This is a genomic window from Weizmannia sp. FSL W8-1119, assembly GCF_038008605.1.
GTDB lineage: Bacteria > Bacillota > Bacilli > Bacillales > Bacillaceae_C > Weizmannia > Weizmannia coagulans.
This window is the reverse complement of sequence record NZ_JBBOZL010000001.1, coordinates 34,009-48,881: the sequence shown is the minus strand read 5'-3', so window position 1 is coordinate 48,881 and position 14,873 is coordinate 34,009. Positions and strand designations below refer to the sequence as shown.

General features: G+C 47.6%; 12 protein-coding genes. 1 reads left to right on the top strand and 11 read right to left on the bottom strand.

Annotation, left to right across the window (positions count from 1 at the left end; translation table 11 throughout):
* Positions 1–79: 79 nt before the first annotated feature.
* The 11 genes from NSQ19_RS00240 to NSQ19_RS00190 all read right to left on the bottom strand — a co-directional run bounded on the left by NSQ19_RS00240 (position 80) and on the right by NSQ19_RS00190 (position 13,890).
* On the bottom strand, positions 80–340 hold the full coding sequence (locus tag NSQ19_RS00240) for an RNA-binding S4 domain-containing protein (protein WP_277613379.1): 261 nt from the start codon (positions 338–340) through the stop codon (positions 80–82).
* A 24-nt stretch (positions 341–364) separates the two neighbouring features.
* Positions 365–1,438, bottom strand: a complete 1,074-nt coding sequence (locus NSQ19_RS00235; RefSeq protein WP_340702159.1) for a MazG family protein — start codon at positions 1,436–1,438, stop codon at positions 365–367.
* Positions 1,419–3,038, bottom strand: coding sequence for a putative polysaccharide biosynthesis protein (locus tag NSQ19_RS00230; RefSeq protein WP_050996568.1), 1,620 nt, complete (start codon positions 3,036–3,038; stop codon positions 1,419–1,421). Before NSQ19_RS00230 ends, NSQ19_RS00235 begins: the two co-directional genes overlap by 20 nt.
* A 295-nt stretch (positions 3,039–3,333) precedes the next feature.
* A complete protein-coding gene (gene spoVT, locus NSQ19_RS00225) occupies positions 3,334–3,870 on the bottom strand; it encodes a stage V sporulation protein T (RefSeq protein ID WP_013858007.1) in 537 nt (178 codons plus the stop codon).
* 292 nt (positions 3,871–4,162) lie between these two features.
* Positions 4,163–7,699: a transcription-repair coupling factor gene (gene mfd / locus NSQ19_RS00220; RefSeq protein WP_340702158.1), complete on the bottom strand. Its 3,537-nt coding sequence runs from the start codon at positions 7,697–7,699 to the stop codon at positions 4,163–4,165.
* Positions 7,700–7,844: 145 nt separating this feature from the next.
* Positions 7,845–8,069 carry an anti-sigma-F factor Fin family protein gene (locus NSQ19_RS00215; RefSeq protein ID WP_013858005.1) on the bottom strand — a complete coding sequence of 75 codons (225 nt, stop codon included), beginning with the start codon at positions 8,067–8,069 and terminating at the stop codon, positions 7,845–7,847.
* A gap of 135 nt (positions 8,070–8,204) precedes the next feature.
* Positions 8,205–8,762: an aminoacyl-tRNA hydrolase gene (gene pth, locus NSQ19_RS00210; protein WP_013858004.1), complete on the bottom strand. Its 558-nt coding sequence runs from the start codon at positions 8,760–8,762 to the stop codon at positions 8,205–8,207.
* Between the two features lie 512 nt (positions 8,763–9,274).
* The gene (locus NSQ19_RS00205) at positions 9,275–9,904 is read right to left on the bottom strand and encodes a 50S ribosomal protein L25/general stress protein Ctc (protein ID WP_340702157.1); all 630 of its coding nucleotides are present in this window, start codon (positions 9,902–9,904) and stop codon (positions 9,275–9,277) included.
* Positions 9,905–10,105: 201 nt separating this feature from the next.
* Entirely contained in the window at positions 10,106–11,068 is a 963-nt protein-coding gene (locus NSQ19_RS00200; RefSeq protein ID WP_013858001.1) for a ribose-phosphate diphosphokinase, read from the bottom strand.
* A gap of 13 nt (positions 11,069–11,081) precedes the next feature.
* The gene (gene glmU / locus NSQ19_RS00195; RefSeq protein ID WP_019722085.1) at positions 11,082–12,458 is read right to left on the bottom strand and encodes a bifunctional UDP-N-acetylglucosamine diphosphorylase/glucosamine-1-phosphate N-acetyltransferase GlmU; all 1,377 of its coding nucleotides are present in this window, start codon (positions 12,456–12,458) and stop codon (positions 11,082–11,084) included.
* A gap of 313 nt (positions 12,459–12,771) precedes the next feature.
* Positions 12,772–13,890 (bottom strand): RNA-guided endonuclease InsQ/TnpB family protein, encoded by a 1,119-nt coding sequence (locus NSQ19_RS00190; RefSeq protein ID WP_014096213.1) that lies wholly within the window; start codon positions 13,888–13,890, stop codon positions 12,772–12,774.
* An 87-nt stretch (positions 13,891–13,977) separates the two neighbouring features.
* Here NSQ19_RS00190 and NSQ19_RS00185 point away from each other — a divergent pair, with 87 nt between their 5' ends.
* Positions 13,978–14,118 carry a hypothetical protein gene (locus NSQ19_RS00185; protein WP_013858507.1) on the top strand — a complete coding sequence of 47 codons (141 nt, stop codon included), beginning with the start codon at positions 13,978–13,980 and terminating at the stop codon, positions 14,116–14,118.
* Positions 14,119–14,873: the final 755 nt, after the last annotated feature.

Sequence of the window (14,873 nt, the reverse complement as noted above, 5' to 3'; positions counted from 1 at the left end):
CCGGGGGGCGCGTTTCTGCCAGAAAAATAAAAAGAGCGCCCATAGCCGGTTCACAGCTTCGGGACACCCTGAAACATTTTTATTCGTTGACCCGCGTTTCACTGATCATCGTGTACATGCCGGCGGCGTCTTCTTTTTTTGTCGACTCCCTTAAGTTCTCCACTTTCACCTTGACCACTTTCTGGCCGAAACGGATGGTCAGTTCATCCCCCGTTTTCACGTTTGAACTGGCTTTTGCCTGGACGCCGTTGATCTGGATTCTGCCCTGGTCGGCGACTTCTTTTGCAAGCGTACGCCGTTTAATCAGCCGCGAGACTTTTAAAAATTTATCGAGGCGCATTGTCGTGTTTTCCATGTCCATCCCTCACTCCCGTTTTTCCTCTTTTTCGGCGGCTTTTATCCGCTCCCAGTTTTGCGCGACTTCTTCCGCGCTTTCGGCTTTCACATTGCCAAACACATGCGGATGGCGCCGGATCATTTTTGAAGCAAGCCCTTCTATCACATCTTCCATCGTAAACATGCCTTCCTCTTCGCCAATTTGCGCATGCAGCAAAACCTGGAGCAGCACATCGCCAAGCTCTTCAACGAGGTTTTCCTCATCTTCATTGTCAATCGCCGAAAGCACTTCCCCGCACTCTTCAACCAAATATTTTTTCAGCGAAAAATGGGTTTGCGCCCGGTTCCATGGACAGCCATCCGGCGCGCGCAAAGCCGCGATGATTTGCCGCAGTTCGGCGAAGTCCCGCAAATCCTGCTCTTTAAGCGGCGGAACGTAGACGCTCGTTAAATTATTGAGCTCAAATCCGCGGTCCAGTTCATACAGCTTCAGCCATTTGACAGTTTCGTCCGTACTGCCGGCAGAGCGGACGATTGCCACCCGGTGTTCATCCGGATATTTTTCCATGAGGGCCAGCTTGACTTCAGAAGCCGCCAACGCATCATACACCTGCCCGACTACGAGATGCTGGTCCGCCTGAATGTCGTGCGGGTTTAAAGCAGTGCCGTCTACAAGCTGAAAGCCCTCAATCGGATCCGCCCTGACAGAAGCGAACAGCGCATCGATAAAACTATGCCCGCCCGCGATTTTGATCTCCGTCTGTTTCGCCGCGCTTTGTTCGAACAGCAGCTGCACTGTCCGTTCCGCTACAAACGGGTGGCTGGGCACGGCATAAAGAATATCCTGATGTTCCGCTTCCCGGAAAAGGATCCCCACAATTTCTTCGTATACCGCTTCAAATTGGTCGTGGCGCTCGTATACGTCATCAAATGCCGTATACTTCATCCCTTCCCGTTCAAGTTCCGGCACGGCCGGATGTTCTTTTGTCCGCAGAAAAATTTTCTTGTTTGCTTTCAGCTGCTTGTATACACCGAGCGGAAGCTGGCCCATATCCCCGGCCCCGAGACCGGCAACGGTAATGCTATGGTTTTTGTTTTCCAATCCGATTCTTTCCTTTCAGGCCGGCTAATTTTGTTCCAAAAGGCACAAGCCCCCATTCTTCATCCGTCAGCAAACGCAGCCGGGCGGCACAAAATAGAAAAACAGCCGCACCGATTGCCGTCCCCCCCAAAGCAGCCAGAACGCTTGCCGCCCTGCCAGGAAGCCCGTAGGCAAACAGGCGGAGCCAAAGCTGCAAACAAGCGGACATGGCGAAAAGGGAGAGAGCGAGCTTGCCGAAAAATAGAGCCGGCAGCATTTGAAAATAGGCTTTACCCAATTTTATCATCAATATAAGCGAAATAAACCCTAAAGCGGCAACGGTGGCAGCGGAAGCGCCCATGGTCCCGAAACGGGGGACCCAAATCTCGTTCAAACCATATTTCAACAGGACGCCTGCCGCAATGGCCACTGCAGGAGTGTACACCTTCCCCATTCCCTGCAAAATCCCCGACAATGTCAAAATCCAGGTGCTGAATAAAATGGAAACCGAAAAAACAGACAGGACAGCTGTTCCCGCGCTGTTTTCAAACAGCATCGTATTGGCAAACGGCATGATCCCGATCAGTCCGGCTGCAGCGCCCGCGCCGACCGCCGTGCTGATTTTTAAAGCAGCCTGCACCTGTTTTTCAAGGCTTTTTCGCCTGCCCTTCTTATATTCAAGTGCAATCACCGGGACAAGGTTCAGGGCAAAGGAAGACGCTGCCACTGTACCAAGCTGCAAAAACGGCTGTCCGCGGTCGTAAATGCCTTTTAGTTTTTTTGCCGCTTCCGCCCCCCAGCCGGCGTCTGTTAACAACGCGTAAAGATGGAGGGAATCGACAAATTGGAACAAAACCAGGACGAGGCCGCTGATACAGACCGCAATCCCGCCGCAAAACAGGGAGCGGGCCGCCTGCTTTACGTCTTTCCATTCAAGGAGCCGGGCTGCCTTTTCCTGCCTGCCGCCCTTGACCAGATAAAATACAAGGACTGCTGCAGACACCGCTCCCCCCAGCACGGAACCGGCCACAGCCCCTTGCCCCGCTGCATAAAGCGAAAAACCGCCGTGGACCAGCCAAAAGGAAAGAAGAAGAATGGCCGCAACACGGACCGCCTGTTCGAGCACCTGGCTGAGTGCAGTCGGCACCATCTTTCCTTGCCCCTGATAAACACCCCTGATCGCAGAAATGACCGGCATCAGCAAAAAGGAACAGGAAACCGTCCGGATAAGCGGAGAAAGACGGGGATCCCCCATCCACGCCGCCAGTTTCCCTGCGGTGAAAAAAACGGCAAGAAACAATCCGGAACCGAATAAGCCGAGGGTGAGGAATACCGCGTTTAAAAATGCGCGGTGGCTGTTTTCCCCCGCTGCTTCCCGTTCCGCCACCATTTTGGAAACGGCAACCGGAAAACCGGAAGATGAGAGTGCGATCACAATCCCGTAAATCGGATACACTTGCTGATAAATATAAAAACCGACATCGCCGACAATATTTTGGAACGGCACGCGGTAAACTGCACTGAGGATTTTCGTAATGACGGATGACAAGGTTAAAATCAGAATGCCTTGAAAAAGCTTTTTTGACTCATGATCCTGCTGCACGTCTTTTCTGCCTTTCACACGGCCGTAACACCGTACATAGAATAAAATCGAATGTATTATACCATAGCAAATCCCAAAACCACACTAAAACAAAAAAAGGTTTTAGCAATCGGCTCAAAACTCTTCAAAATGAAACAAAAAGAGAAATCCCCATATGATTATTGATGGTATAAAAGAACGCAGTACCAACGGTGATTAAACCCTGCGAAAAAACAGATCAAAAAAACGCAGACCCTTTGCCTGCGCTTTTTTGGCCGTGCGTGAAAACAAATGATGACAAAAAAATCCCGGAAAAAAACGGGAGAAAAAAGCCTTACTGTTCCATCTGGCGGGCCAGGAATCCGGCAGCCGTTTCCGCCGATTTCTGTTCCACTTCCCCGAACGTGCGGTCTTTTGAAAAAATGACGACAGCACCAATCGGATCGCCGCTTGCGACAATCGGGGCAATCGTATAAGAAGCCAGTTCCTCTTCCACCCCGTCCACCAGCGCTGTTTTCCCTTTTTCTTTTGATAAAACCGGCATCCTGTCCTCCATGACTTTTTCGATCACTTCGCCATTTCTTTTATTTAAGTATTCTTTTTTTGAACCGCCGCTGACTGCAATCACGGCATCCCGGTCACAGATCAGGACAGGGCTCGTTAAACTGTCATACAGCGCTTCGGCATACTCCTTGGCAAAATCACTTAGTTCACTGATCGGCGAATATTTTTTCAAAATAACTTCTCCGTCGCGGTCCACAAAAATTTCAAGCGGGTCCCCTTCACGGATACGAAGCGTCCTTCGTATCTCTTTCGGGATGACAACTCTGCCTAGATCATCAATACGACGAACAATACCAGTTGCTTTCATCTAAAGTTGCCCTCACTTTCATCAGTTGATTTTTTTCCATCCTCAGATGGCTCTTGAATCCTTTACCTACGTTGACATTAGTATCTTTCATCTGGCAAGTTCTATACATCATGAACGTTTTTTGTACAATTGCTATCGATTGGATTGATTTCCAATTCTTCTCTATCTTTTTCCCGGAATTTTTCCACGGCAAACATCAAGAACCATAAAAAGCACGGAACAAACCGCTGTTCCGTGCTTTTACAAACAGGCCTTTGCCAAAAAGCCGCCCCTTCAGGTTTTAGCCTCCAACTTACCGGGAAGCGCTCGTCGTTTCGGCCCTTTCGAAGGCGCCCCGCAGTTCCCGGATCATTTCCGTGCAGGTGTAAAGCCACTCATGGCCCTTGCTTTTTTTAATATCCAGCGTAATTTTCAGCTGGTTGCCTTCCATGCCGAATCCGGCCGAACGCCCGTATTTTCTCACAATGTCCACGACTTTCGGGCCGTTTACCTGCTTCGAGCCTTTTTCGGACATTAAAATCGTGATCAATTGCTTGTTTTGTTTAATCGATGAAAGCATCGCTTCTTTGGCGTATACTTTCATCTCCGCAATCGTAAACAGGTCGCTTACCTGCTGCGGATACTCGCCGAAACGGTCAATCATCTCTTCTTTTAATTCTTCAACATCTTCAAGCGTCTCGATGCCCCTGAACCGCTTATACATTTCAATTTTCTGGTATCCGTCTTTAATATAGGCATCCGGAATATACGCATCAATTTCGAGTTCGACTTCAAATGGCGGCAGTTTTTCCTCTTCGCCGTCTGTCCCTTTCCGCGCTTCGATCGCTTCTTTCAGCATTTGCGAATACAAATCGAAACCGACCGAATCGATGAACCCGTGCTGTTGTGCGCCCAGCAGGTTGCCGGCGCCGCGGATGGACAAGTCGCGCATCGCAATTTTAAAGCCGGATCCGAGTTCCGTAAATTCTTTAATCGCCTGTAGCCTTTTTTCCGATGTTTCCGCCAGCACCTTGTCTTTTCTGTACGTAAAATAAGCATACGCTACCCGGTTGGACCGCCCGACACGCCCGCGCAGCTGGTATAATTGCGACAGCCCCATCCGGTCCGCATCATTGACGATCAAGGTGTTGACATTCGGGATGTCCACGCCTGTCTCAATAATCGTCGTCGTCACAAGCACATCATATTCGCCTTCAAGAAAACCGAGAATGACCGTTTCAAGCTGGGATTCTGTCATCCGGCCGTGGGCATACGCCACGCGCGCATCGGGAACAAGCCGCGCAATTTCCTCCGCCTTCCGCTCAATATCTTCAATCCGGTTATACAAAAAGTACACCTGCCCGTCCCGCGCCAGTTCGCGTTCGATCGCTTCCCGCACCATCTGGTCATTATATTCCAGCACGTAAGTTTGCACCGGGAAACGGTTCTCAGGCGGCGTTTCAATAACAGACAGATCCCGCACGCCGACCATGGACATATGCAGCGTCCTTGGGATTGGCGTTGCGGTCAGGGTCAGCACGTCGACATTCGTCTTTAATTTCTTGATTTTTTCCTTATGGCTGACACCGAACCGCTGCTCCTCGTCAATGATCAAGAGGCCCAGATCACGGAACTGGATATCTTTTGAAAGCAGCCGGTGCGTGCCGATCACCATATCAATCGTCCCGTTGCGCAAGCCTTTAATCGTTTCATTCTGCTCTTTCCGCGTCCGGAAACGGCTCAACAGCCCGACTTTTATCGGATAGCCATGGAACCTTTCCGTGACCGTTTCAAAATGCTGCTGGGCAAGGATGGTGGTCGGCACAAGCATGGCCACTTGCTTGCCGTCCATCACTGCTTTAAAAGCGGCGCGGATGGCCACTTCCGTTTTGCCGTAGCCGACGTCCCCGCACAGCAGGCGGTCCATCGGTTTCTCTTTTTCCATGTCCCGCTTGATTTCCTGGATCGACCGGAGCTGGTCTTCCGTTTCTTTATACGGAAAAGCCGCCTCGAACTCACGCTGCATATCCCCATCCGGAGAAAAGGCAAACCCTCTTGATGCTTCCCTCTCCGCATACAATTTGACGAGGTCGTCCGCGATATCCTGGATGGATGACTGGACTTTCCGTTTAACCCGTTTCCATTCGCTGCCGCCCAGCTTGTAAAGTTTCGGCTCTTTTCCTTCCGAACCGACATATTTTTGGACAAGGTCGATCTGGTCAACCGGCACATATAGCTTATCCGAACCCTGGTACTTAATATGGAGATAGTCTTTATGGACGCCGTTGATTTCAAGCGTCACAATCCCCAAATATTTCCCGATCCCATGGTTGACATGAACCACATAGTCTCCTACATTCAGCTCGGAATAGTTTTTAATCCGCTCGGCATTGGACAGCTTTTGCCGGCGCGTTTTTTTCTTCGCCTTTTTATTGAAAAGTTCTTCTTCCGTAATGACGGCAAGCTTGCACATCGGAAGCTCAAAACCGGTGTTCAGGTTCCCTTCCGCCACCTGGATACGCCCAGGGATGATACCCGCCGCGTAGGCAGCTTCAATCTCATAATCTTCCAGAACACTTTGGATTTTTTCAGCCCGGTTTTTGTCCGCACCAAGGAAAACCACCGTAAAACGGCCTTTCTTCCAGCGTTCGATTTCCGCCTTCAGCACATGCATCTGCCCATGGAACGACTGCATCGGCTTGCAAGCGATATTTACAATGTTTTGCGGATTTGTATTTTGGATATGGCGCAAAAACAGTGACAAATAGAGCTTCTTCCATTTTTTTTCTGACAACAGTGTATCTAAGGCATGGGAAACGGCCAAATCATAGATCATTTCGCCTTCTTCCATCATCGCCGTGTACCATTCAGCTTCTTCTTTATCGAGGCGCTCCTGCATTTCCTGGATCCGGCCGAACTCATCCAAAAACAAAATGCCGGAAGTTTCCACATAGTCTAAGAGACTGGCAGGCTGGTCATACAGAATCGATAAATATTTAAAAATTTGATCGGGTTTTTCCCCGTTTTTCAGCTTTTCGATGTCAAAACCGATGTTTTGGGCAAGCAGTTGTTTGACCTGGTCATCTTTAATTTTAGCTAGTGTTTTGCTGAGCCCTTCTTTTACGGCTCCGGCCGCTTTGATGAGCGAAGGGCGGCCTGCCGGATATTCCGTCGCCGGCCCGATGGAGACAGCAGAAAGTTTATTCCGGGAACGCTGGTCTTCAGCGGAAAACGTCCGGATGGAGTCTACTTCGGTGTCAAATAATTCGATACGGACCGGGTCTTCTTCTGTCAGCGGGTATATATCGAGAATTCCGCCGCGCACACTGAAATCTCCCGGTGAATCGACCATATCCGACCGAGTATAACCCATTTCCACAAGCATTTCCAATACACGATCAAGCTCAATTTCTTTTCCTGTTTCGAAGTGCAGCTGGTACTTTTCCCAAACCGTCTTCGGCGGCAAAATTTTCCGCATTCCGGCCATCGGGACAACGATCAGGCAATTTTTTCCCGATAGCAACGCATTCAGCACATCTATCCGTTGGGCCATCAGTTCGGGGCTTGCCACGCCCAGTTCGTCCGCAATCAGTTCATTTGCAGGATACAGAAATAAGGCGCTTTCATCCATAAATTGCAGGAGATCATCATACAACTTTTGCGCCTGTAATAGATTATAAGTTAACACAATGGCCGGCTGTTCCGTTTTTTGATAGACCGAAGCAATAAAAGCGCTGCGGGCGGAACCGGACAACCCGGAAACAAGCTGCTCTTTCAGGCCGGCCGTTATGCCGCTTATGACCGATTCTGCTTCCTTGTGTTCAAGGATCATTTTTTGTATTCCGTCCAAAAAGGGCCAACTCCTCTCTTGATCCGATTTCCTTTTCTCTACTATTCACACTGTTTTGTAAAATTTAAACGGGAAGGGGCTGCAGAAAGCATAAATGTTCCTGCAGCAAAACAGAAAAATGCTTTGGACTCCCTTCCAAAGCGGATTATTGGATTAAATAGCCGTATTGATGAAATGCGGGTTCGCGTTCAAATGAATCCTGGCATTCTTCGCAAATCGACTGGATGCGGACGCTCCCGTCTTCCTGGGGAAGCACCATTTCCTTCCGCTCCTCATTCGTTAAAAAGAAAAGTCCCATCCGGTCTGCTTCAATACCCGGGATGGTGCCGATTTTTATGCCGCAGTGCCGGCAATAGTAATGAACGGCCATCTTCCGGCCCCCTTTTTCATATCGTCCTTATATAGTATGGGCGCAATGGGAAGGGGTTATTCGTTTTTTTATAAAAACGGAAGAAATGGCCGCGGAATTTCGCGGAAATTCCCCATATTCCGCATAAATGGCGGCTCAATTATAAAAGTTCATCACGACAGGGAACGGCTTTTCCAGCCAAGCTTCGCAAGCATCGGCGCTTTTTTCAACCGCCAGCTGCATTTTCACCCGGTCTTCTTTTGAAAAGCGGCCGAGCACATAATCCGGCATGTAGATATCTCTGTCCGGCCGCCCGATACCGATGCGGATCCGGTTAAACTCCTGTGTTCCAAGATGGTGGATGATGGATTTGATTCCGTTATGGCCGCCGGCGCTTCCTTTTTGCCGCAGGCGGATTTTGCCGGGCGGAAGATCGAGGTCATCGTAGACGACAAGCAAATCTCCGGTGCCAAGGCGGTAATAATCCATGGCTGCTTTGACCGACTCGCCGGATAAATTCATATATGTCATCGGTTTTAAAAGCAGCACTTTTTCGCCGTTTACAGTTGTTTCTGCACACAACCCCTTGAATTTCGACTGTTTAAAAGGGGCCTGCAGCCGTTCTGCAAGCAGATTGACCACTTCAAAACCGATGTTATGCCTTGTATGTTCATATTGGGCTCCCGGATTTCCAAGCCCGACAATACATTTCATATTCACACCCCGATTGATTCATTCCCTGCTGAAATGAAATAAGCTGCTAAGGAAAACTGCCTGCAGCCGTTTTTAAGGGACAGCAGCATCATGTTACCGTGATGCCTTTTCAGCCAACAGGCAGCCCATTTGTGCATGCAACGGGCAAAAAACAGGGCGCGCCCGTTTTCCACCCGTGCCGGTTTCTCTCCATACGTAAAACCCTGTTTTAATTATCCACGAAGACAGATAAAAGTGCAAGCAGGCCGGACTGTGGGCATGTGGCAAGTTTTTCCCGGAAAATGCTGCTCCTCATGCCTTCCATGCCACTTGAAAATAAAGGAACGGAACAAGTGGCGCATTTTGTGCCCCCATCATTTGCCCCCGGCAAGCTTGCTCGTGCATAAAAAACGTAAAATATTTTATGAAAATTCACACACAACACGGCGGGTACTTTTCTATCTTAGCAAAGGATCCGGCATGACGGCAAAAAAGGCGTATGCTCATACGCCTTTTTTTCACAAACCCGGATGTTATGCTCCGCTTGTTTCCCGTCCTTCAAGATTTTCAGGCGTCCCTGATTCCTGCTGTTCGCCGGTGCTGATTTCTTCTTCCTGGCGAGGCGGCAGAACGGAGCAAATGGTTTCCGTATCTTCATGATTGATGGTAAATCCATACTGTCCGCGGATGTCCGCAACAGTAATGTTTTCCCCAACTTGCAGATTGGAAACATCCACCGTAATGGCATCAGGAATTTGATCCGGTTTTGTTGTAATCGACAATTCATGCAGTGCCTGCTGCAGCACGCCGCCGTCCTTTACGCCGGCGCATTCTTCAGAAAGGATAACGCGCACAGTGGCATCGACATCTTCCGACATATTGACGGCAAGAAAATCGACATGAATGATTTTATTTTTCAAAGGATCGGTTTGCACTTCATGTACCATCACATTCCGCTGTGTCCCGTTCACATTCAGGGAAAGCACCGCATTTCTCCCGTTTTCGCGCAGTAATTTTTCAAACTCGGCGTAATTGACATAAACCGGCGTATTTTCCGTCTGGTATCCGTAAACAACACCCGGTATGCAACCATTTCTTCTTAACCGGCGGCTGGAAGAATGGTGTTTAACCTCTCTTTTTTTTGCTCCAAGTACATCTGCCATAAATATTGACCTCCTAATGTTTAAGCAAACATCAAATATATCTTTACCCTGCCATTATCCATTATAAACCTGTTTTGAAAAAATGGCTTAAAATTACCGATATAAGTGAGGCTTTTCCTGTTTTGCAGGATTGCGTGCTTTTCTTGTAAAAACTTGAACTGCTTTTAAAAAATATTTTCATACCCCAATCGCCGGATTCTTTCAAATATCGAACAGCGGGCTTACGGACTGGTCTTCATGCACACGGATAATCGCTTCGCCCAAAAGCGGGGCTACAGACAATTCAACCAGTTTTTCACTTTTTCGTTCTTCCGGAATGTTAATGGAATTGGTCGCCACCAGTTCTTTAATCGGGGAATTGTTAATCCGTTCAATCGCCGGCCCGGATAAAACCGGATGAGTGCAGCTGGCGTACACTTCTTTTGCGCCGCTTTCAATCAGCGCTTTTGCCGCAAGCGTAATCGTGCCTGCCGTGTCAATAATATCATCAATAATGATGCAAATTTTTCCGTCAACATTTCCAACAATATTCATTACCTCCGCCACATTCGGGCGCGGGCGGCGTTTGTCGATAATGGCGATCGGCGTTTTTAAACGTTCAGCCAGTTTGCGCGCACGGGTGACACCGCCATGGTCAGGGGAAACGACAACGATATCTTCCGCTTGGAATCCTTTATCTTCAAAATACTTTGCAATAATTGGAACGCCCATCAGGTGGTCGATCGGAATGTCAAAAAACCCTTGAATTTGCGGGGCGTGCAGATCAAGGGTAATGACCCTTGTCGCACCGGCCGTTTCGAGAAGGTTCGCCACCAGTTTTGCGGTAATCGGTTCACGTGCACGCGCTTTTCTGTCCTGGCGCGCATAACCATAGTAAGGAATCACAAGATTAATGGTCCGTGCCGATGCCCGTTTTAAAGCATCAACCATAATCAGAAGTTCCATCATATGTTCATTGACAGGATCGCTTGTCGACTGTATCACATAAACATCGCAACCACGGATGCTTTCTTCAATATTGATCTGGATTTCCCCGTCGCTGAATTGTGAAACGGAACATTTTCCAAGTTCGACTCCGACAACGTTGGCAATTTCCTCGGCAAGTTTCGGGTTGGAGTTCAGGGTGAAAATCTTTAAATTCGGATCTAAATACTGGTTAGACATGATGGACCTCCAATTATTGTTGTTTATGTTTTAACTTCTGGACATAGTTTTCCTTGTTCACCTGGCGTGCGCGCGCAATGGACAATGCTTCGCCCGGGACATCATCTGTAATGGTCGAGCCTGCTGCAATATAAGCATTTTCCCCGACTGTAACCGGCGCAATCAGATTGGAGTTGCACCCGACAAACGCGCCGTCTTCTATGACCGTTTTAAATTTATGTTTCCCGTCATAATTCACTGTAATCGTGCCGCAGCCGATATTGACACCTGCCCCGACTTCCGCATCGCCTATGTACGTCAAATGGGATGCTTTGCTGCCCTTGCCGACTGTTGATTTCTTTACTTCCACAAAATTGCCGATCTTCGCTTCATCGGAAATCGAGGAATCCGGCCGGATATGGGCAAACGGGCCGACATGGACAGAAGCGCCAATTTCACTGTTTTCTGCAACGGACTGGCTGACTTCTGTTCCGTTTCCGATCACGCAATTTGTAATGTCGGAATTCGGGCCGATTTTGCAGTCTTCCCCGATGACTGTTTTGCCGGACAGCTTTGTCCCCGGGTAGATTACCGTGTCCTGCCCGATTTCAACATCCGCTTCAATGTAAGTTTGCCGAGGGTCGAGAATGGTCACGCCGTTACGCATATGGCGTTCATTGATGCGCTTTCTCATGATCCTTTCCGCTTCCGAAAGTTGCACCCGGTCATTGACCCCTAATGTTTCTTCGATACTTTCTGTCTTGTAAGCCACAACCGTTTCCCCTTGCGATTTTAAAATGCCCACCACATCAGGAAGATAATATTCGCCCTGGGCATTATCGTTGGAAACGCGCTTCAACGCTTCAAAAAGCGCCCGGTTGTCAAAGCAGTAAACGCCTGTGTTGATTTCCTTTACCTGCTGTTCTTCGGGGCTGGCATCTTTATGTTCGACAATTTTTTCCACGAAGCCTGCCGCATTGCGGATGATCCGCCCGTATCCGGCAGGGTCGGGGGCCGTTGCTGTTAAAATGGTCACTTTTGCCTGTTTCCGTTCGTGTTCTTCAAACAGGGCCTTTAAGGTTTCCGCCTGAAGGAGCGGCGTATCCCCGCAAACAACCAAAGTGGTCCCGTCCTTGTTGCCGAGAACCGGTTCTGCCTGCAGGACGGCATGCCCTGTGCCCAGCTGTTCTTCTTGCAGGACGAATGCGGTTTTTCCTTCCAGGCAGGAGCGGACCTGGTCTGCACCATGCCCGATCACCGTCACAATCTTATCCGTTTCAAGCTGTAAAACCTGGCTGGCAACATGTTCAACCATGGGTTTCCCGCAAACGGGATGCAGCACTTTGTACAATTTCGACTTCATGCGGGTACCCTGGCCTGCAGCCAGGATTACAGCGAATCTGTTTGTCATTTATGATCCCCCAATAAACCTTATTATCCATAAAAAAATATATCGTAAATAAGGGCATATTTCAAGGAAAGGCAGGATATTACAATTATTGGGAATGTTGGGGCATGGATTGGGGAGGATTGCCAGCCCTTTCTATTTATCTAAGTCCCATACTTTGTTTGCATGAAAGAAATAATGCTAACCCTGGAGTGAACTACCCTCCACTTATCAACCTTACGGTTTGATTGAAGTGGGGGCTTCTCGACTTATCGTTGCTTTTACTAGCCAACGAAAACTGACCGAGCTAACCCTCTTGTTCCAAGAGTTTTGTTACTTATGATAACGCTAATAAGCGTAATCCCTCATTTTTGATATTGATTGCTGAATTGTGATCGCGATCTAATACAAAGCCGCAAGAACATTTATATACACGTTCAGATAATGGCATTTCTTTTTCCTTGCCGCAACATGAACACTTCTTAGTGGAGGGAAACCACTTATCAATTTTCACAAGTTGTTTCCCCTGTTCTTTTAGCTTATACGCTAAGAAAGTAGTGAACATACCCCAGCCGTTATCATGAACGCTTTTCCCAAAGTGAAGGGCTTGAGACATCCCTTTCATGTTCAAGTCCTCAATCACGACAGCATCAAAGTTAGAAGCTAATTCTTTTGACTTATGATGAAGAAAATTCATGCGTTGGTTCGCCACTTTCTCATGTAACTTAGCCACTACTAGTCGTTGCTTGTTCCAACGTGCAGAACCTTTCTTTCTTCGAGAAAGAATTCGTTGTGCTTTTGCTAATTTATCTAAGGCTTGCCGATAGTAACGTGGGTAATTGGCTTTCTTACCCTGTTCACTCTCGACATATAGACCATCCATAGCAAAATCCAAACCAACAACTTTCTGTATGTTAACTGGACGAATATCTTTCTCATATTCTGTCAAAATTGAAATGTAGTATTTGCCTGTCTTTGTTTTAGAAATAGTGCAAGATTTGATTTTATAATCAGCAGGTATCTCTCTATGCTGTTTCATTTTTATTGGCTTTTTGATTTTTGGCAGTTTGATATGACCATTTTCTAGCTTAATATTTCCGTTGACCATATTAGTTGTATAGGATTGTTTTGCTTTACGATTTTTGAACTTTGGAAAATCCGCATTTCCTTCAAAGAAATTCTTATAAGCAGTCTGTAAGTTCATTTGTGCATTTGCCAAAGCTAAAGAATCCACTTCTTTTAGGAATGGAAATTCACTTTTATATTTTGCAGGAGTCGGAAACTTTTGCTTTTTAAGCAATTCTTTATCATCCTTGAACTTTTCATACGTTTCTTTGCGTTCAGCTAACATCTTATTGTAGACAAAGCGAACACAACCAAATGTCTTAGCTAATAATGCGGATTGTTCTTTGTTTGGTAACAAACGAAACTTGAAAGCTTTGTTTTGCTTGGCCATATCCATTCACCTCACTTTGTGCGGAAAAATTTCGTATATATTGATTATATCGTAAAAAATCCGTACAATCAATATGAGGTGATAATCATGAGAGAAGAGAAAGAACGTGTAGAAATTCGTATGCCTAAGACGATATTAGAAAAATTGAAGCAATATCAAAAAGAAAATGGGATTCCAACTAGAACAGCCGCAATCTTAGAATTGTTGAGAAAAGGATTGGAAAAATAACTTTGGCTAAAGCCAACCGAAATTCATCTTCCACCTACTCATTGGTGCGATTCGCACCTCCACATTCCTTGAGGATGGGAGACTTCTTTCGGAAAGCCGTTAAACCCCCGCTTTATGCGGGGGGCATTTTATGGGGATTTTTTTGTGAAACTTCATTATCCATGAAAATCGCCCGTCTTCTGGTTGACGGTTACATATGGATTTTCACCCGTATCCACTTCTTTCACCCAAACTTCCCAATTCCCGTTGCCAATATATTTATAGCGGCTGGGTGTAACGTGGTAGCCTTTATACAATTCTTTCTCAAAAGTGGTTACCCAGGCACCTTTTGGCCGGTTTACAGCCTGGCTGGTCTTATCCGTGCCGGAACTGGTGCTGTTGCTTGATGTTCCTCCATTATCCGATGCCGGATTCCCGGATGCCGGTGAATGCCTTGATGTGGGCCGGCCTGATTTTGCATTGCCAGACCCGGTAGCTGCCGGGCTGCTTTCTTTTGACTGTCCCTCAGAATGATTCCGGCCGCTTCCCGTTGTTGTTGAAGCGGCGGATTCATCCTAACTGGCGTCCTTTTGTTCCGCTTTATCTTTAGGCTGCGGAGAGGGGCTTGTTTCAGAATGGTCCCGGCCACTTGATACGCTTTGATTTTGATTGTGTTGGTATATAAAGAACCCGCCAATCACAACCAGAACAATAACCTTACGGGCAAAACTATTTTTTCATTTAAAATGCCTCCTCTCCCGCCCACACATCCGCAA